The sequence below is a fragment of the Saccharothrix tamanrassetensis genome, assembly GCF_014203665.1.
GTDB classification, from domain to species: domain Bacteria; phylum Actinomycetota; class Actinomycetes; order Mycobacteriales; family Pseudonocardiaceae; genus Actinosynnema; species Actinosynnema tamanrassetense.
The window spans coordinates 208,910-226,061 of the sequence record NZ_JACHJN010000007.1 but is presented as its reverse complement, the minus strand read 5'-3'; the positions used below and the strand labels follow the sequence as shown (position 1 = coordinate 226,061).

The window sequence follows — 17,152 nt, the reverse complement described above, 5'->3', positions numbered from 1 at the left end:
TCAGCGACGCAGGGCCGGGACGTTGCGCAATGCGGGTTCCCTGCCGCGCAGCAGCCACGGCTGAGAGGTGTCGTCCGGCTTGTCGCGGTCGGGCTGCACCACGGCGAACGTCAACGCCTGCACGCGCGGCACGCCGATGGCCACCACGCCGGTCGTGCCGCCGGCGATCCAGAGCGTGCCGGTGTCGGCGATGTTGGCGATCACGTCGAGGTGGGGGAGGGGGAACCGGACCAGGGCGGTGCCGCCGGGCAGTTGGGCGAGGCCGGCCACCTCCTCGTAGGGCCCCCACGGGAACAGCGTCACGGGTACGGGTGTCCACCGCGTCGTCGCGCTCAGCCCGGCCGCCGCTTCCCGGTACCAGCCGCCGACGCGCAGCACGGTCGGCAGGGCCAGGGCGGCGAGGGCCACGAGCAGCCCGCCGACGACCAGGCCGGCCACGGAGAGCGGCCGAGCGCTGAGGCCGGCGATCGCCACGCCGAGCGCCGCCGCGCCCGCGCACCACACCCACGCCCGGACGCCGATCTTGAAGTAGCGGAACGCCCGCGCCACCGCCGGATCGTCCAGCGGCCGGCCGATCAGGTGCGGGGCCCGTTCACGGGGTCGGGCGGGGCGGTCGTCCACCCGGGCCGACTGCATCCGGCACAGCCCGGCGACGCGCACCACGGCCCGTCCGTCGCCGTCCGGGCCGCACAGGAACACCTCCTGCCGCTCCAGCACGAGGTCGGTCAGGTCGGACAGCATCCCGCGCAGGACGGTCGTTCCCCCGTCGCCGAACACCAGCAGCCGTTCGTCGTGGATCCCTTCCTCGGGGGCCGCGACGGTCGCGGGACACCTCCGCCACGGCGAGTCGAGCAGCCCGCGCCGCACGGGGCGCGTCTCGACGCGGTGCATCAGCGGTCCCACGGCGGTGACGAGCGCTGCCAGGCCCAGCACGACGATCGCGGCCACCGTGCCGGGGGTGGCCGGCAGGTACACGACCAGCCAGGCGACGACTCCGGCCGACACGCCGGCGATCGGCCCGGCGACCCGTGCGCCCCAGCGCAGTTCGGCCAGGATCAGCGTGGTCGACCAGTCCTGCAGGGCCGGCACGTCGGTGCGCGGCTCCAGGTAGGCGGGGCGCATCGCACTCCGTTCCTCGGGACACCCATGATCCCGCCGGGTGCCGCCGGCTTCAAGCACGTCCGGGATCGACCGACCCTGACGGGCACCGGGCACGCGGTGGCGGCCTCGACAGGAGTCACCGGACTGTCCACTCCGGACGGTCGTCGCCCCAGCGGCTCGCAGGGCGGCTCCACCCGGTCGGCGCGCCCTCGTACTGCACCGGCGGAACGGCGTGCCGCACGATGCCGTAGGGCGATCCGACTTCGGTCACCCAGGGCTGCGGGTCGTACGGCCCGCCGTCCGGCGCGGTGGGACGGAGGTCGTGCAGCAGCCAGGAAGCCGTGCCCGCCAACGAGAGCCGCAGGTGCCGCCCGCCGCCGGTGCGCAGCCGCCCGGTGAGCGCCCGGAGCACACCGGCCGCCAGCAGGTAGCCGGTTCCGTGGTCGAGGGCCTGGGCGGGCAGCACGCCCGGCCGGTCACCGTCGCCCTCCACCACCGCGATGCCACTGCCCGCCTGCACGAGGCTGTCGAACCCGCGCCGTCCCGCCCACGGCCCGGTCCAGCCCCAGGCGCACAGCTGGGCGACGACCAGACCGGGGTGGCGTTCGAGCAGGTCATCGGGCGCGAGCCGGTACCGGTCCAGCGCGCCGGGGCGGTAGCCGGTGACGACCACGTCGGCCCGGCCGAGCAGCTCCTCGAACACCTGCCGGTCGCCGTCGTCCGAGAGTTCCAGCAGCGTCGACCGCTTGCCCGGCCCGGTGTCCGCCAGGGCGTCCCCGGACTCCGGGAGGGCGGGGGAGTCGACCCGCAGCACGTCGGCTCCGAGCAGGGCCAACGTCCGCGTCGCGACCGGCCCGGCGATCACCCTGGTCAGGTCCAGCACGCGCACCCCCTCGGCGGGCAGCCCGGCGGGCGGCAGCACCCGTGTACCGCTGCCCGCCGGCCGGGTCTCGACCAGGGGGTGGCGTTCGCCGGTAGCGGCCCTGACCGCCACCGCGAGCCCGCCGGCCGCGTAGACGTCCTCCTGGACGGCCTCGGCCGGGCGTGCGGCGACCTCGGCGGCCAGCCGTTCGACCAGGGTCTCGTCGTCGCCGGTGTCCGGGACACCCAGCGCGTCCAGCAGCCGGGCCCGGTGGTGCGGGTAGTTCGCGTGGGTGCGCACCCAGCCGTCGGCCGCGCGCCAGAACCGCGACAGCGGGGCGAACGTCACCGGGGCGCGGCCGTCGATCCGCAGGTGGCGCTCGCTGACGAACGCCGTGGCCACCGCGCCCTCGTGCACCCGGACAGCGGGCAGCGGTGCGCCGTTCCGCGCGGCCAGCAGTTCGGCGGCGGCCAGCGAACAGACCCCGACCGCGGCCCGGGCCAGCTCCCGCACCGGCAGCCGAGCGGCCAGCACCCCGCCCGCCGGCTCGTACGCCACCTCACCGGACATCCCGGCCGGGCCACCGAGCGCCGCCCACGCCTGTGCCGTCGCGCTGTCGTCCCCGTGCGTCACCCCGCCATCCTCCGACACGGCCGGACAGTCCACGAGAGCACCTCATATGCTGGACACCACGGGCGACAGGGGAGGGCATCGGCGTGCGGTACGCGGCGATCGGCGACAGCTTCACCGAGGGGGTCGGGGACGAGCTGCCCGACGGTTCGCCACGGGGGTGGGCGGACCTGGTGGCGGCGGGCCTGGCCGCCGGGCTCGGTGAGCCGGTGCGGTACGCGAACCTGGCCATCCGGGGTCGGCTGCTCGAACCGATCGTCACCGACCAGCTCGACGCGGCGCTGTCGCTGTCCCCGGCGCCGACGCTGATCACGCTCAACGGCGGCGGCAACGACATGATGCGGGCCGGCGTGGACGAGAAGCGGCTGGTCGAGCTGACCGAGCACGCGATCCGGCGCTGCGCGGACGCCGGGGTGCGGCTGGTGCTGCTCAGCGGGGCGGACCCGTCCGAGCGCCTGCCGTTCGGCCGCACGGTCCACCGCCGGGGCGAGGCCCTGACCACGGCGGTCACCGCGCTGGCCGCCCGGCACGACCTGCTGATGGTCGACATGTTCAACGACACCGAGATCCGCAAGGCCGGCTACTGGTCGTCGGACCGGCTGCACCTCAACGCGGCCGGCCACCGCCGGGTGGCGTCCCACGTGCTCACGGCCCTCGGGCACGCCGCCGAAGCGGATCCGGTCGATCACGGCCCCACCGGTCGCCGACTGCTCGCCGAGGCGCGCTACTACCGCGAGCACGTCCTGCCCTGGCTGAACCGCAGGCTGCGCGGCCGATCGTCCGGCGACGACCGGAGCGGCAAGCACCCCGGGTGGACCACCGTCGAGGCGATGCCGAGGGTCTGACCGGGCGTCAGCGCTCCACGCCCGCGGCGAAGGCGCTGAACACCGCTTCGGCGCGGTCGCGGCCGGTGAACAGCCGCCAGGCCTCGTCGGCGATGTCGTCGGGGTCGAGGGTCTTGTCGCCGACGTCGCCGAACTTCTCCGGCTGCGACTTCACCAACCGGTGGATGTCGCCGCGCTCGACGAGCCCGCCGATGGTCAGGTTGCCCGCGTACACCCCTTGGTCGGCCAGTCCCGCGTGCAGGGTCACCGCGTAGTTGCGCAGGGCGGCCGAGGCGATCGCGAGCGCGCCCAGCGGCGGCATCGGGTGGACCGCGCTGAGCCCGCCCGCGAACAGCAGGCCGCCCTCGCCGCGCCCGACCATGCCGGGCAGCACGTGCTCGACCACGTCGACCGCCGGGTACACCCACGACATGGCTTCGCGGGCGTCGTCGGACCCGATCCCGGTGATGGGCTTGAGCGGGGCGTCCGGGTCGGCCGCGCCCGGCCCGTAGTAGACGACGTCGATGGTCCCGAACCGCTCGGTGGCGGTGTCCAGGGCGGACCGCAGCCGGTCGCGGTCGACGACGTCGGCGGTGAAGGCCTGCGCCTCGACTCCCGCCTCGGCCAGCGCGGCGACGTAGTCCGCGTGCCGGGTGTCCGTCCGGGAGATCAGGGCCACGGCGTAGCCCTCGCGGCCGAACCGGTGGGCGACGGACATGCCCAGGCCGGGGCCTGCGCCGATGACGACAGCGGTCTTGGTGGTGGACATGGGCGCCTTTCGACAGGATTAAGTCGAGGGTGTTCTCGACTTCCGCTCCGAAGCTATCACGAACCCGAGGGTGTCCTCGATTTGTAGGATGTGCCCATGGCCGCCGAACCGAAGCCGCTGCGCGCGGACGCCGCGCGCAACCGGCGCAAGCTGCTGGACGCCGCCGCGGAGGTGTTCGGCGACCGGGGTCTGGACGCGCCGCTGGAGCACATCGCCCGCCGGGCCGGCGTCAGCATCGGCACGCTGTACGCGCACTTCCCGACCCGGCAGGCGTTCGTCGACGCGATCTTCCCGGAACGGTTGGCGGTGCTCGACCGGATCGCCGATGAGTCGCTCGCCGACCCGGACCCGTGGCGGGGGTTCGTCGCCTTCCTGGTGGGCATCTTCACCCTCCAGGCCGAGGACCACGGCCTCAACGACGCGCTCGCCCGGCGGTTCCCGCAGGCGTCCGAACTGGCCGAGGTCTGCCAGCGCGGTGCCGACCACGCGGAGCGGATCATCAAGCGCGCCAAGGAAAGCGGCCGGCTGCGCGCGGACTTCGAACTGTCCGACCTGACCGCGTTGACGTGGGCGATGTCGCAGGTGATCAGGGAGTCCGCGGCTACGGCCCCGGACGCGTGGCGGCGGTGCCTGGCGTTCGTCGTGGACGGCCTGCGGGCGGAGGCGGCGCACCCCATCGGCGAACTTTGACAGGTACCTGTCAATCTGGCAGGTTGTCGGCCATGACCGCGTTGACCGATCGCGGGTCCGAGTTCTCCGCACTCCTCGTCGAAGTGTTCCGGCTCAACGGCCTCCTCCTCGCCGCGGGCGACGAGCTCGCCGCGCCGGCCGGCCTGACCAGCGCCCGGTGGCAGGTGCTGGGCGTGGTCGACCACGGGCCGAGCACCGTCGCCCAGGTCGCCAGGACCATGGGCCTGACCAGGCAGGCCGTGCGGCAGACGGCGAACAGCCTGGTCGGCGAGGGGATGCTGGAGTTCGTGGACGACCCGCGCGACCGCCGTGCCCGACTGCTCGCGCTCACCCCACCCGGTCGGACGGCGCTGCGCGAGGTCGAACGCAGGCAGGCCGAGTGGGCCGATGACGTCGGCGCCCGCATCCCACTGGCCGAACTCCGCGCGGTGACCGGCACGCTGCGCGACCTCGGCGACCTCCTGGATCACCGGTGACCACCGACGTGAGCGCGGTGGAACGCGTGGAAGCCCTCGCCCGCCGGGCCGAACCGGCGTCCACACCGGATGACCGGGACGAAGCCGCCGTGCCGGCCGAAGGACTCGCGGCGCGGCTCGCCGCCGAACCGGTGGCCACCGGAGGCACCGGTGCGAGCTGCACGATACTTGCGGCATGTCGGTGGAACTGAGTGCCGAGCAGGCACGGCGAACGGGGTTGGCGCTCCACCCCGGATGGCGGGCCGAGTACGACGCCCTGGTGGCGCAACGACGCGCGAGGTCCCGTGCGGCGCACGGCTGAGGTGTTGCGGCGGCTGCCGTTCACCGTCTCGGTGGTCGTGGTGATGCTGGTGGTCGGAGTGGCGAGCGGTGCGCTGTGGACGGACGCCGTGGACGAACCCTGGTACCCGGAGGTGGCGTTCGGCGTGCCGTCGCTGGCCGAGGGGCGGTGGTGGACGCCGGTCACCGGGTCGTTCCTGGCCATCGTGCCCGCCGCGTACGTGCCGATGACCGGGACGTTCGCGTTGTTCGTCGGGCTGGCGGAGTGGCGGCTGGGCACCCGGTTCACGGCTGTGGTCGCCGTGGTGGGACAACTCGGCGCGGTGCTGCTGGGCGCGTTGCTCCTGGTGCTGCTGCGGTGGACCGGGTGGGACTGGGCCGAACGCACGGCCGGTGCCCTGGACGTGGGGTTCTCCGCCGGGGCGCTGTGGGTGGCGGCCCTGCTGTCCGCGTCCGTCCCGCCGCCGTGGCGGTTGCGGGTGCGGCTGGGGTTGGCGGTGTACGCGGTGGGATCGTTCGCGTTCCTCGGTTCGTTGGCGGATGTGGAGCACCTGGTGGCGGTGGTCGCCGGGTTGGCGGTGGGGCCGGTGCTCGACGGCCGGGTGCCCCGCCGGGAGGCCCTCCTGCTGGCGTTCGGTGTGCCGGTGGTCGTGGTGGCCGTCGGGTTCGCGCTCGGTGCGCTCCTGCCGGCGCAGGGGCCGTTGGGGGACACCTCGCGGCCGTCGACCGTGCTGCTGGGGATCCTGGTGGTGCTGGTGGTCGCCCCGCTGCCGGCGTTCGGGGCGCGGCGGGGAGTGTCCTGAGTGGACTTCGTCCGGTTCGAGCCGTGGAGTTGATGCGCTGTGCCTTCGTCGGAACCCCGGGTGAAGTGGCCGCGGAGCGTCTACGGCTCCGGTGAGGAGCCCGATTACCGGTTCAGCTTCGCGAACGAGCGGACGTTCCTGGCGTGGATCCGCACGGCCCTCGCGCTGCTCGCGTGCGGTGTGGCGGTGGACGCGGTCGACCTCGGCCTGCCCGGCGCGCTGGAGACCGCGCTGGCCGTGCTGCTGATCGGGCTCGGACTGGTGTGCGCGGTGCTGTCGTGGGTGCGGTGGGCGCGCAGCGAACGCGCCATGCGGCACGCCGAGCCGCTGCCGTCGTTCGGGATCGGGTTCGTCCTCGTCGTCGGGGTCGTGCTGGCCGCGGTCGTCGTGCTGGTGCTGAAGGCGTAGGGCCGTGGACCGGGGTGCGCAGAACGAGCGCACGGCGCTGGCGTGGCAGCGCACGGCGTTGGCGATGATCGCCGGTTCGGCGGTGCTGACCCGGTTGACGGTCGGCCGGATCGGGCCGCTCGCGCTGGCGGGCATGGCGGTCACCGTGTCGCTGGGGCTGGTGGTACTCGTCGCCGCGCGCCGGCGCTACCAGCAGGGACGGCGGGGGAGGACCGGCGGTGCGGGCCTGCCCCTCGCGGTCGTCGCCGGGACGGTGACCATGATCGTGGTCGAACTGCTGGCGCTGCTGCCGCCGGGCTGACTCACCAGGTGCAGGGAGCGCACGCGGCCGACCAGCCCGGTCAGCGCGTCGCGCTCGGAACGGACCCGCAGCACCTCCTCGCGCCGGGACCGCTTGCCGACGTCCATCGCCGCGACCGTGCGGTGGGCGCTCTCAACTTTCGTCTTCCGGGCGGTCGGAACACCTCGCCGGCGACTACCCGCGACGCCTGGCCCACCGCCGGCGACTACCCGCCGGCGGTGGGCCAGGCGTCGCGGTCGTGCAGGTGGAGGATCAGGGCCGCGATGTTCCAGGCGTCGTCCTCGCCGCTGTGGTGGCGTCCCTCCAACGGCAGCCCGGCCACGTCGAGCGCCTGCGCCATGCCGGGTCGCCGACGCAGCCCGTGCGCCGCCGTGAAGGCGACCTTCGCGTTCGTGTGGACCTGCCCGAACGGGTACCGGGTGTTCGTGGCACGGCACTGGCGGGTGAACTGGTTGCGGTCGTAGTCGCCCCAGCTCGCCCACGGGCGGGAGCCCGCGGAGTGCTCGGTGGCGAGCACCCGGCACGCTTCGGCGAAGTCGATCCCGGTGTCGACCTCCTCCTGCGTGAGACCGGTCAGGCCGGTGCAGAACGCGCTCACCCTGCTCCGCTGCGGTCGCACCAGGATGCGGTGCCGGCTCACGCGGGTGCCGCTGCCCAGGTCCACCACGGTCAGCCCGATCTCGATGATCTCGTTCGACTGGCCCGGCGGCGGGTTGCCGTCCCAGCAGGTCGCCTCGACGTCGACGACGTTCAACAATCCGGTCACCGGGCGACCGTAGACGACAGAACAGTCCGCGACATCCTCGGCGACACCTGTGCCGGTGCCCAGGGCTGCGCGTTCGCCGCCTACGCGGAATCGCCGGGCTGACCGGGACGGGCCGCGCGGCGGGTGTAGCGCGGCCCACACCGGCTTGTTCACGTCAGTACTAGGCCTGGCCGGTCGGCTGCTCCTAACGTGGGTCCGGCACGAGAACCCGGCTGTCCGCGCGGCGAACACAGCCGAACCCGAGAGGACCAGACGCCGACCATGTGCGCAGCCTGCGGTGTCCCGACCCACCTGCCCGAACCCGCACCGCCCGTCGGCAGCCCGTCCCCGCCCCGCCGGTTCGCCGCGCTGCGCAACCGCGACTGCCGCCCGTACCTGTTCGGCGCGGGCCTGGCGATGATGGCCGACAACATCGAGCACGTCATCACCTACTGGGTGCTGTGGGAGAAGTTCCACTCGGAGGCGCTGGCCGGGTTCGCGGTGATCAGCCACTGGGCCCCGTTCCTGCTGCTGTCCATGTGGTTCGGCTCGCTGGCCGACCGCTACGACTGCCGCCGGGTGATCCAGGCCGCGCAGGTGCTGTTCATGGCGGTGTCCGTCGCCTGGGGGATCCTGTTCCTCACCGACTCGCTGCAGATGTGGCAGGCGTGCGTGCTGCTCGTGTTGCACGGCATAGCCGGCGCGCTGTGGGGTCCGGGGGAGCAGCTGATGCTGCACGACTTCGTCGGCCAGGACGAACTGCCCAGCGCCGTCCGGCTCAACGCCACGTTCCGCAGCCTGGGCATCCTGTTCGGCCCGGTCGTCGGATCGGCGCTGCTGCTCGGCCTCGGGCCGACCGCGGGCATCTTCATCAACGTCGCGTTCTACCTGCCCCTGACCATCTTCCTGTTCCGCACCAAGTTCACCGGCCACACCCGCGACCACCACGTCCGACCGAGGGTCGGGGCGCTGGAGTCGCTCAGGGTCCTGCGGGAAGTCGGCACGAACCGGACGCTGGTCAGCATGATCGTGCTGGCGGGTCTCGGGTCGTTCTTCGTCGGCGCGTCGCTGCAGACGTCCATGCCGATCTTCGCCAACGACCTGGGCGCGGGCAGTGCGGGCGCGGCCTACGGCGTCCTGCTGTTCGCCAACGGCGCGGGCGGCGTGGTCGGCGGCATCCTGCTGGAGCTGACCCGGCGCATCCCGTCCACGGTGACCGCGGCCGTGATCGCCACCGGGATCTACGGGATCACCAGCCTGGGCTTCGCGGTCACCGGCAGCTACGTGCTGGCCGTCGTGCTGCTCCTGGTCGGCGGCATCGCGCACCTGGCGTCCATGTCGATCACGCAGACCGTCGTGCAGCTGCTCAGCCCACCCGCCGACCGGGGCCGCGTCCTCGGCGTCTACGGCATGTCGTCCGGCGGCCTGCGGACCGGCAGCGGCTTCACCGTGGGCCTGCTCGGCGCGGCGGTGGGTGTGCACCTGTCGCTGGCCCTCAGCGCCGTCGCCCTCTGCCTGGGTACCGTGGCGGCCGGCATCCACGCGGCACGCGGCCGTCGTGACGCACCCGCATGAGCCGGTCCGGCGCATGCGGTGGCCCGGCATGAGCCGGCCCAGAAGGATGGGGCCCAGAAGGATGGGGCCCAGAAGGATGGGGCCCAGAGGGATGGGGCCGGTATGAGGTGGCCCGCAGTGGTACGGCCCGGCATGATTCAGCACTGTGGAGTCGACCCGAGTGGACCGCTGGCTGTGGGCGGTCCGGCTGACCAAGACCCGGCCGGACGCGGCGGCTGCCTGTCGGGGCGGCCACGTGCGCATCAACAACCACCCCGCCAAACCCGCGAGCACCGTCTCACCGGGTGACGAGGTCCGGGCGCGGGTGGGCGACACGACCCGCGTCCTGGAGGTGGTCCGGGTGATCCAGAAACGGGTCGGCGCGGCGGACGCGGCCACCTGCTTCATCGACCGCACCCCCGCCCCACCGCCGGAAGCGGCCAACCCGGTCGCCCGCCGGGAACGCGGCGCCGGCCGTCCGACCAAGCGCGAACGCCGAGTCCTGGACAAGTTCCGCACCGGCCAGCCCTGACCCGGAACGGCCGTTGCACCCGAACGCTCAGCGGTAGCGGCTGCGATAGCGGTGGAACGTCCGCCACTGGAGGTACACCGCGCCGGCGGTGAGGGCGAGCATCACCAGGGTGGCGGCGGCCGCATGGCCGTAGCGGAGGTATTCGAACGCGTTGCGGTAGATGTAGAGGGACAGGTAGGTGGTCGAGTACGGCGGCGGGCCACCGTCGGTGACCACCAGGGCGGGCACGAAGGAGAACTGGAAGCTCAGGATCGTGTCGCGCAGCAGGAGCAGGCCGATCACCGGGGCCAGCATGGGCAGCGTGACGCGGCGGGCCAGGGTCCAGCCGGTGGCGCCTTCCAGGGCAGCCAGTTCGTGGACCTCCCGGGGGAGTGCGCGGCGGGCCGCCAGCAGGACGACGAGCATCTCGCCGATGGTGAACAGGCTCATCACGACGATCGCCGCGCGGGCGTCGTTCGGGGAGGTCAGCCAGGACGGGACGGTGGTGTCGAACGCGGTGCGGCCGTTCTCGCCGCCCCAGCGCAGCAGTTGGTTGACCGGGCCGTACAACGGGTTGAACAGCCACAGCCAGAGCAGGCCGTAGGCGATCTCCGGGACGGCGGTGGGCAGGGTGGCGGCCGTGCTCGCCGTGGTGGCGGCCGGTGCGCGGCGGTGCAGGAGCAGGGCGAGACCCACGGCGGCGGCGACCCGGAGCGGTACCGCGATGGCGGCGAACACCAGCGAGTTGACCAGCGCGGCGCGGAACGGGACGCTGGTGGCCAGTTCCGCGAAGTTCGCCAGGCCGACCCACCGGGCCGCACCGATCAGGTCGTACTCGGTGAACGCCATGCCGAGCGACGCGACCGCCGGCACCAGCACCAGGGCGGTCAGCCCGATCAGGTACGGCGTCAGCATCAGGGCCAGCTGCCTGTCCTTCGCGGACATTCAGATCCGCGATCCGTCGTAGTCGAACAGGTGCAGGTCGCGGTCGTGGACCCGGACGTGGACGGCGGAGTCGGCAGCGGGCCGGTCCGCCGTCGCCACCCTGGCCACGACGGCGTGGGCTCCGGCGACGCGAAGGTGTACGTAGGTGTCCTCGCCGACCACCTCCACCCGGTCGACACGGGCGGGGATCCCGTCGTCCGCCAGGGAAACCGCCTCCCGGCGAACGCCGACCCGGTGGGCGTCCGCGCGCCACGGCCCGTCAGCGGGCAGCAGGTTCATCGCGCCGACGAACGTCGCCACGAACTCGGTGCCCGGTCGACGCCAGATGTCGTCGGGCGTGCCGACCTGTTCCAGCTCCCCGTCGCGGACGACGGCGATCCGGTCGCCCAGGGTCAGCGCCTCGGACCGGCTGTGCGTGACGTGCAGGGTGGTCGCCCCGACCCGGTCGTGCAGGGCGCGCAGTTCGACCCGGGTCTGCGCGCGCAGCTCACCGTCCAGGTTGGACAGCGGTTCGTCGAGCAGGAACACGGCGGGTTCCCGCACCACGGCCCTGGCCAGGGCGACGCGCTGCCGTTCACCGCCGGAGAGCTGGTGCGGGAAGCGGTCGAGCAGGTGCGCGCACCCGGCGACCTCGGCCGCCTTCGCCGCGATCGGCCGGGCGTGCTTGCGGCGCACACCGCGCACCCGGTGGCCGAAGGCGATGTTGTCGGCCACGGTCAGGTGCGGGAACAGGGCGTAGGACTGGAAGACCATCGCCACGTCCCGTTCGCCGGGGCTGAGCCGCGTGACGTCCCGGCCCGCGATGCCGATTGTGCCCGAGGAGACCGGGTGCAGACCCGCGATCACCCGCAGCAGCGTCGACTTGCCCGCACCGGACGGACCGAGCACCACCAGCAGTTCGCCGCGCGCGACCGTGAGGTCGATGTGCCGCAACACGTCCCGCGTCCCGTGGGCTGCCCGCACACCGACGAGTTCGACACCGGTCATGGTCGGGCCCGGGCGAACAGCGGAGCGGTCTGCTCGTCCAGTCGGCGTGCTACCTCCGCCGGGGGTTGGTTGTAGTAGAGGGCGTTCTCCAGGATGTCGTTGGCCACGTCCTCGATCTCCGGCCACGTCGAGAGGGTCGGTGCGGCCCTGATGGTCGGGATCGAGTCCAGGAACACCTTGGCGTTGCGCGGTTTCGCGTTCGGGTCCAGGAACGAGGGCGACTCGGCGACGGCCTTGTTCGACGGCACGGTGCGGCCGGTGGCGGCCATGATCTCCGCTCCGCCCTTGCCCAGCGCGAACTCCACGAACCGCCACGCGCCGGTCTTGTTCGGTGCGCCGCGCGGGATGCAGTAGGCGTCGCTGTGCAGCACGGTCGCGGGCGTGCGGTAGACCGGCAGGGGAGCGACGTCCCAGTCGAACCCGTCGATCGCGCGGAACGTCGTGGTGGAACGCCGGGACGACATGAGCATTCCCAGCGTGCCGGCGGCGAACCGCGCTTCGTCGTCCTGGCTCTCGGCCTCCTGGTCGGTGGGCACGACCCCGTGCCGCCCGCGCAGGTCGATGAAGTTCTGCAACGCCTCCAGCGCCGGGCCGTCCAACGCGATCCGCGACGGCTCGGTCGCGTCGTCGAACACCTTGCCCTCGTTGGACCACACGAACGGGGCCAACCGGACCAACTCCGGCGACACGGCCAGCCCGTACTCCACCGGCGGCGGGCCCGTGGGCGCCGCTCCCGGCTGGTCGAAGTCGACACCCTTCACCACGTCGCCGTTCGCGTCACGGGTCAGCGCGGTCGCGGTGGCCACCATGTCGTCCCACGTCCACCCGGCTCCCGGCTCGGCGACCCGGTACTTCCGGAACAGGTCGCGGTTGTAGTAGACGACGAGGCTGGAGATGTTCTGCGGCATGCACAGCTGCTTGCCGCCGAACTGGAACGCCGCCATCGCCTGCGGGTAGAAGTCCTGCTCGCGGAGCTGCCGGGACGAGGCCAGCAGCGGACCGGCGGGGTCGATGGCGTCCCGCGCCGCGAACTGGCCGTAGAACCGGTAGTTCATCAGGAACAGGTCCGGCGGCTTCCCGCCGGCGATGGACGTCGACAACCGCGTGATGAGGTCCTTGCGGTCACCGGCCTCGACGAGCCGCACGTCCGTGCCCGGGTCGGCCCGCTCGTAGGCGGCCTCCAGGGACCGGTACGCGGCCAACTCGTGCGGGTCGCCGAACACCAGCAGGCTCACGGCCCGCTCGGGTGGCGTGCCGCCGCACCCCGCCGCCGCGAGCACGGCCGCCGCGATCAACGCACGTGCCCTCATCACCGGACTCCCCTCCACTGCCGCACATCCCGGTGCGCGACCACGAACACGACGAGAGCGGGCGCGGTCGCCAGGACCGCGCCCGCCAGGAACACCGGGAAGTCCGCCGCGTCCAGGGTCGCCAGCGACCGCAGCGCCAGCGGCAGCGTGAACAGCTCCCGGTCGTACAGGAACACCAGCGGGTCCAGGAAGTTCGACCACGTCAGCACGAAGGTCAACGCGCCCACCCCGGCGGTCACCGGGCGCACGAGCGGCATCCCGACCCGCCACCACGTGCGCAGCGGCGTCAGGTCCTCCATCGCGCACGCCTCGTACAGCTCCCGGGGCACGGCCCGGAACGCCAGGTAGTACACCAGCGGGAACAGCGGCGAGGTGGCGATCAACGCGGGCGCGACGAGCGGCGCGAGCGTGTCGGTCAGGCCCATCAGGCGGAACATCGCGAACTTGGGCACGAGCAGCGCGACGGCCGGGACCATCAGCGCCACCATCGACAGCGCGGCCACGGCACCGGCGACCCGGCGCGGCAGCCGGGCCATCGCGAAGCCCGCCATGGACGCGACCAGCACGCTCGACGGCACCGCGATCGCGCACACCAGCAGGGAGTTCAGCGTCGCCCGGGTCAGCCCGCCCAGCTCCGCCGCGAGCCGGTAGCCCTCGGCGGTGACGGGGTCGGGCAGCAGGTCCGGGGTGGTGGGCGGCGGCAGGCCGGGTCGGTGCAGGGAACCGGAGACCAGCAGGACCAGCGGCGGCAGGAACACGGCGACGACCGCCACCGCACCCCATCGCCGCCACATCCGCGCACCAGCCTCCCCGGCACAACCGACCCCGACACCAACCGGTCCCCGACACCAACCGGTCCCCGACACCGACCGGCCAGGACAGCGCGGCCGCGACAGCGGGTCACAGTGCCACAGCGGGCGGAACGCCGACAAGGCTCGGACGAACCGCGGAACACCCCGCAATTCGGCCCTACCGGACAAGCCGGATCAGCGGGAGCATGTCGGGCGCGTCCCACCGGTTCCACCCCGCTGCCGAAAGGACCGCCATGCGACGTCGATCCGCGCTGGCCCTGATGGGTGCCGCCCTGCTGGTCCTGCCGACGGCGGCGGTGCCCGGCGTGGCCGACACCGTCGTCGGCACCCTGGCCGTGGAGAACGACAACCCGCTCGGCCCGGCCGGCAGCGACGAGTGGTTCGCGCGCCAGCGGATCCAGCCCGGCTCCGACGTGGGCGCGAACCTCGCGAAGGCCCGCAGACAGGCGAACTCGTTGCGGGACGGGCACTCGCGCGGCCTCACCGCGCAGGCGGCGTGGCAGTCGATCGGGCCCTCGCTGGGCGGCCGGATCTCCGACGTCGCGGTCGACCCGACCCGGCCCGACACGGTCTACGTCGGCGCCGCGTCCGGTGGGCTGTGGAAGAGCACCGACGGCGGCACCACGTTCGGCTACGCCTGGCAGCGCGACATGCCGCAGTCGACCGGCGCGGTGGCGGTGAGCGGCAACGGGACCATCTACGTCGGCACCGGGGAGGGCGCGCCGGGCTCGGCCAGCTACTCGTTCCCCGGCAACGGGGTCTACCGCTCGACCGACGCGGGCGCGACGTGGCAGCACCTCGGGTTGGCCGACACCGACCGGATCGGCCGCATCTCGATCGACCCGACGAACCCGGACCGGATCTTCGTCGCCGCGGCGGGCAAGCTCTACCAGCCCGGCGGGACGCGCGGCATCTACGCGACCACCGACGGCGGCGTCACCTGGCGGCAGGCGCTGGCGGGTGCGAACGCCACCACGGGCGGCATCGACGTCTCGATCAGCCCCGCCGAGCCGACGCACGTCTACGCCGCGCTGTGGGACCACACCCGCACCCCGGCGGGTCGGGCGTACGGCGGTGTCGGCACCGGCGTCCACCGCTCGACCGACGGCGGCGCCACCTGGACCCGGCTGGCCGGCGGCCTGCCCGCGGCCGGCCCGAACAACGGCCGGATGGGTGTCGCGGTGTCGAAGAGCGACCCGGCCCGGCTCTACGCGATCGCGGCCGACACGCCGGGCAACTTCGCCGGCTTCTGGACCTCCACCAACCGCGGCGACACCTGGACGAAGATCACCAACACCAGTGCGCTGTCCAGCTCTCAGTCGACGTTCGGCTGGTGGTTCGGCCGGATCTTCGTCGACCCGGCGGCGGCCCGGCACATCTGGGTGCCGGGCGTGCCGATGCTGGAGTCGACCGACGCCGGCGGCAGCTGGATCAGCAACGGCTCGTCGTTCCACGTCGACCAGCACGCCGTCGCGGTCGACCCGAGGGTGGCCGGGCGGGTCTTCATCGGCAACGACGGCGGTGTCTACCGCTCCACCCAGAACGGCTCGCTGAACGGCACGTGGACCAAGTCGCGCAACCTGTTCAACATGCAGTTCTACACGGTGGCCGTGTCGCAGCAGGACCCGACGCGGATCAGCGGCGGCTTGCAGGACAACGGGTCGGTGCGGTCGTGGGCCGGCTGGGGCGAGATCTACGGCGGCGACGGGCTGGCGAACCTGATCGACCCGACGAACCACCAGAAGGTCTACGCGTGCGCCCAGAACGGGGCGTGCGTGCGGTCGACCAACGGCGGCAACACGGTGTCCGCGTTCGGCGCGACGACCTCGGAGCGGCGCGGCTGGCTGACGCCGGTCGTGCTCGACCCCAACAACCCGGCGATCGTGTACTACGGCGGCAACCGGCTCAACCGGTCCACCGACTCGGCCGCGTCGTTCACCGCGATCAGCGGCGACCTGACGCACGGCACGTGGGCCACGATCAGCGCGGTCGGGGTGGCCAAGAGCGACAGCCGGGTGATCTACGCGGGCACCGAGGACGGCCGGATGTGGGTCACCCGCAACACCGGCACGTCGTGGCAGGAGATCACCACCGGCCTGCCCACCCGGTTCATCACCAGGGTGACCGTCGACCCGACCGACGCGAACCTCGCGTACGCGACGGTTTCGGGATACCGCAACGGTTCCAGCCTCGCGCACGTGTTCCGCACGACGAACGGCGGCAGCACCTGGCAGGACATCTCCGGCAACCTTCCGGACGCCCCGGTGAACGAAATCGCGCTGGACCCGCAGAACCGCTCGATCCTGTACGTGGGCAGCGATGTCGGCGCGTTCGGGTCGACCAACGCGGGTGCGAACTGGTCGCCGCTGGGTACGGACCTGCCGGTGGTCCCGGTCACGGACATCGCCACTTCGGTCTCAAGTGGACAGACGGTGCTCACCGCCGCGACCTACGGCCTGGGCATCTACCAGCTCAGGCCGTCCACGGCGCCGAACAACGACTTCGCGATGGCGGTGTCGCCGTCTTCCGGCGCGGTCGACCCCGGCGGCTCCACCCCGGCCACCGTCACCACGTCGGTCGTCTCGGGCACGGCGGAAGGCGTCGCCCTGTCGGCGAGCGGCCTGCCCGCGGGTGCGACGGCGACGTTCAGCCCCGCCTCCGTCACGGCCGGTGGGTCGGCACAGGTCACGATCGCCACGTCGAACACCACCCCGGCGGGCACGTATCCGGTCACGGTGACGGGGACGGCGCCTTCCGCGACCCGCAGCTCGACGTTGACGCTGACCGTCAACCCGGTCGGCGGGACGTGCACGGGCAGCAACCCGAACGACGTGGCGATCAACGACAACGCCGTCGCGACGTCGACGATCCCGTTGACCTGCGTGGGAGCGGCGTCACCGAACTCGACCGTCGAGGTGCACATCAAGCACACCTACATCGGTGACCTGGTGGTCAGCCTCGTCGCGCCGGACGGCAGCGCGTACGTGCTGCACAACCGGTCCGGTGGCGGCACCGACAACATCGACACCACCTACCCGGTCAACCTGACCGGTGAGGCGAGGTCCGGCACGTGGACGCTGCGCGTGCAGGACGCGGCGGCGCAGGACGTCGGCCTCGTCGACACCTGGACGCTGACGCTGTAGCC

General features: G+C 73.0%; 19 protein-coding genes. 11 read left to right on the top strand and 8 right to left on the bottom strand.

The window, feature by feature from the left end; translation table 11 throughout:
* Together FHS29_RS23085 and FHS29_RS23080 are read right to left on the bottom strand one after the other, a co-directional pair.
* On the bottom strand, window positions 1-1,122 hold the full coding sequence (locus tag FHS29_RS23085; protein WP_184693727.1) for a hypothetical protein: 1,122 nt from the start codon (window positions 1,120-1,122) through the stop codon (window positions 1-3).
* 115 nt (window positions 1,123-1,237) lie between these two features.
* Window positions 1,238-2,596 carry a CoA transferase gene (locus FHS29_RS23080; RefSeq protein ID WP_312865056.1) on the bottom strand — a complete coding sequence of 453 codons (1,359 nt, stop codon included), beginning with the start codon at window positions 2,594-2,596 and terminating at the stop codon, window positions 1,238-1,240.
* Between the two features lie 83 nt (window positions 2,597-2,679).
* On the opposite strand from FHS29_RS23080, the gene FHS29_RS23075 reads away from it, so the two are divergent.
* On the top strand, window positions 2,680-3,438 hold the full coding sequence (locus tag FHS29_RS23075) for an SGNH/GDSL hydrolase family protein (protein WP_184693725.1): 759 nt from the start codon (window positions 2,680-2,682) through the stop codon (window positions 3,436-3,438).
* A gap of 7 nt (window positions 3,439-3,445) precedes the next feature.
* On the opposite strand, the gene FHS29_RS23070 is transcribed toward FHS29_RS23075, so the two are convergent.
* Window positions 3,446-4,186 carry an SDR family NAD(P)-dependent oxidoreductase gene (locus FHS29_RS23070; protein ID WP_184693723.1) on the bottom strand — a complete coding sequence of 247 codons (741 nt, stop codon included), beginning with the start codon at window positions 4,184-4,186 and terminating at the stop codon, window positions 3,446-3,448.
* A 96-nt stretch (window positions 4,187-4,282) separates the two neighbouring features.
* On the opposite strand from FHS29_RS23070, the gene FHS29_RS23065 reads away from it, so the two are divergent.
* From FHS29_RS23065 to FHS29_RS23040, 7 genes are read left to right on the top strand one after another with little or no spacing between them, the layout of a single operon-like run.
* Window positions 4,283-4,876, top strand: a complete 594-nt coding sequence (locus FHS29_RS23065; protein ID WP_184693721.1) for a TetR/AcrR family transcriptional regulator — start codon at window positions 4,283-4,285, stop codon at window positions 4,874-4,876.
* 32 nt (window positions 4,877-4,908) lie between these two features.
* On the top strand, window positions 4,909-5,352 hold the full coding sequence (locus tag FHS29_RS23060) for a MarR family winged helix-turn-helix transcriptional regulator (RefSeq protein ID WP_184693719.1): 444 nt from the start codon (window positions 4,909-4,911) through the stop codon (window positions 5,350-5,352).
* Window positions 5,349-5,543 carry a hypothetical protein gene (locus tag FHS29_RS23055; RefSeq protein ID WP_184693717.1) on the top strand — a complete coding sequence of 65 codons (195 nt, stop codon included), beginning with the start codon at window positions 5,349-5,351 and terminating at the stop codon, window positions 5,541-5,543. The genes FHS29_RS23060 and FHS29_RS23055 overlap by 4 nt, the downstream gene beginning before the upstream one ends.
* The gene (locus FHS29_RS37760; protein WP_281391689.1) at window positions 5,528-5,653 is read left to right on the top strand and encodes a hypothetical protein; all 126 of its coding nucleotides are present in this window, start codon (window positions 5,528-5,530) and stop codon (window positions 5,651-5,653) included. The genes FHS29_RS23055 and FHS29_RS37760 overlap by 16 nt, the downstream gene beginning before the upstream one ends.
* Window positions 5,637-6,434 carry a rhomboid-like protein gene (locus FHS29_RS23050; RefSeq protein ID WP_184693716.1) on the top strand — a complete coding sequence of 266 codons (798 nt, stop codon included), beginning with the start codon at window positions 5,637-5,639 and terminating at the stop codon, window positions 6,432-6,434. The genes FHS29_RS37760 and FHS29_RS23050 overlap by 17 nt, the downstream gene beginning before the upstream one ends.
* Window positions 6,435-6,494: 60 nt before the next feature.
* The gene (locus FHS29_RS23045; protein ID WP_312865054.1) at window positions 6,495-6,842 is read left to right on the top strand and encodes a YidH family protein; all 348 of its coding nucleotides are present in this window, start codon (window positions 6,495-6,497) and stop codon (window positions 6,840-6,842) included.
* Between the two features lie 4 nt (window positions 6,843-6,846).
* On the top strand, window positions 6,847-7,143 hold the full coding sequence (locus tag FHS29_RS23040) for a DUF202 domain-containing protein (RefSeq protein ID WP_184693714.1): 297 nt from the start codon (window positions 6,847-6,849) through the stop codon (window positions 7,141-7,143).
* Between the two features lie 205 nt (window positions 7,144-7,348).
* Here the strand turns inward: FHS29_RS23040 and FHS29_RS23035 are convergent, their stop codons facing one another.
* On the bottom strand, window positions 7,349-7,909 hold the full coding sequence (locus FHS29_RS23035; protein WP_184693713.1) for a 3'-5' exonuclease: 561 nt from the start codon (window positions 7,907-7,909) through the stop codon (window positions 7,349-7,351).
* A 261-nt stretch (window positions 7,910-8,170) separates the two neighbouring features.
* On the opposite strand from FHS29_RS23035, the gene FHS29_RS23030 reads away from it, so the two are divergent.
* Together FHS29_RS23030 and FHS29_RS23025 are read left to right on the top strand one after the other, a co-directional pair.
* Window positions 8,171-9,463, top strand: coding sequence for an MFS transporter (locus FHS29_RS23030; RefSeq protein WP_184693712.1), 1,293 nt, complete (start codon window positions 8,171-8,173; stop codon window positions 9,461-9,463).
* Between the two features lie 145 nt (window positions 9,464-9,608).
* Entirely contained in the window at window positions 9,609-9,974 is a 366-nt protein-coding gene (locus tag FHS29_RS23025; protein ID WP_184693711.1) for an Hsp15 family ribosome-associated heat shock protein, read from the top strand.
* A 27-nt stretch (window positions 9,975-10,001) separates the two neighbouring features.
* Here FHS29_RS23025 and FHS29_RS23020 read toward each other — a convergent pair whose 3' ends face one another.
* The 4 genes from FHS29_RS23020 to FHS29_RS23005 are packed head-to-tail and all read right to left on the bottom strand — an operon-like array spanning window position 10,002 to window position 13,968.
* On the bottom strand, window positions 10,002-10,898 hold the full coding sequence (locus tag FHS29_RS23020; protein WP_221456489.1) for a carbohydrate ABC transporter permease: 897 nt from the start codon (window positions 10,896-10,898) through the stop codon (window positions 10,002-10,004).
* On the bottom strand, window positions 10,899-11,885 hold the full coding sequence (locus FHS29_RS23015; protein ID WP_184693710.1) for an ABC transporter ATP-binding protein: 987 nt from the start codon (window positions 11,883-11,885) through the stop codon (window positions 10,899-10,901). It abuts the gene before it with no gap.
* Window positions 11,882-13,195: an ABC transporter substrate-binding protein gene (locus FHS29_RS23010; RefSeq protein WP_221456488.1), complete on the bottom strand. Its 1,314-nt coding sequence runs from the start codon at window positions 13,193-13,195 to the stop codon at window positions 11,882-11,884. The genes FHS29_RS23015 and FHS29_RS23010 overlap by 4 nt, the downstream gene beginning before the upstream one ends.
* Entirely contained in the window at window positions 13,195-13,968 is a 774-nt protein-coding gene (locus FHS29_RS23005) for a carbohydrate ABC transporter permease (protein WP_221456487.1), read from the bottom strand. Before FHS29_RS23005 ends, FHS29_RS23010 begins: the two co-directional genes overlap by 1 nt.
* Before the next feature lie 272 nt (window positions 13,969-14,240).
* Between FHS29_RS23005 and FHS29_RS23000 the strand changes: the two genes are divergently transcribed.
* Window positions 14,241-17,150, top strand: a complete 2,910-nt coding sequence (locus tag FHS29_RS23000; RefSeq protein ID WP_184693705.1) for a proprotein convertase P-domain-containing protein — start codon at window positions 14,241-14,243, stop codon at window positions 17,148-17,150.
* Window positions 17,151-17,152 lie beyond the last annotated feature (2 nt).

Coding starts and splice junctions, on each gene's coding strand:
- FHS29_RS23085 (WP_184693727.1), bottom strand. CDS start 1,122: ATGCGCCCCGCCTACCTGGAGCCGCGCACCGACGTGCCGGCCCTGCAG.
- FHS29_RS23070 (WP_184693723.1), bottom strand. CDS start 4,186: ATGTCCACCACCAAGACCGCTGTCGTCATCGGCGCAGGCCCCGGCCTG.
- FHS29_RS23065 (WP_184693721.1), top strand. CDS start 4,283: ATGGCCGCCGAACCGAAGCCGCTGCGCGCGGACGCCGCGCGCAACCGG.
- FHS29_RS23060 (WP_184693719.1), top strand. CDS start 4,909: ATGACCGCGTTGACCGATCGCGGGTCCGAGTTCTCCGCACTCCTCGTC.
- FHS29_RS37760 (WP_281391689.1), top strand. CDS start 5,528: ATGTCGGTGGAACTGAGTGCCGAGCAGGCACGGCGAACGGGGTTGGCG.
- FHS29_RS23030 (WP_184693712.1), top strand. CDS start 8,171: ATGTGCGCAGCCTGCGGTGTCCCGACCCACCTGCCCGAACCCGCACCG.
- FHS29_RS23020 (WP_221456489.1), bottom strand. CDS start 10,898: ATGTCCGCGAAGGACAGGCAGCTGGCCCTGATGCTGACGCCGTACCTG.
- FHS29_RS23015 (WP_184693710.1), bottom strand. CDS start 11,885: ATGACCGGTGTCGAACTCGTCGGTGTGCGGGCAGCCCACGGGACGCGG.
- FHS29_RS23010 (WP_221456488.1), bottom strand. CDS start 13,195: ATGAGGGCACGTGCGTTGATCGCGGCGGCCGTGCTCGCGGCGGCGGGG.
- FHS29_RS23000 (WP_184693705.1), top strand. CDS start 14,241: ATGCGACGTCGATCCGCGCTGGCCCTGATGGGTGCCGCCCTGCTGGTC.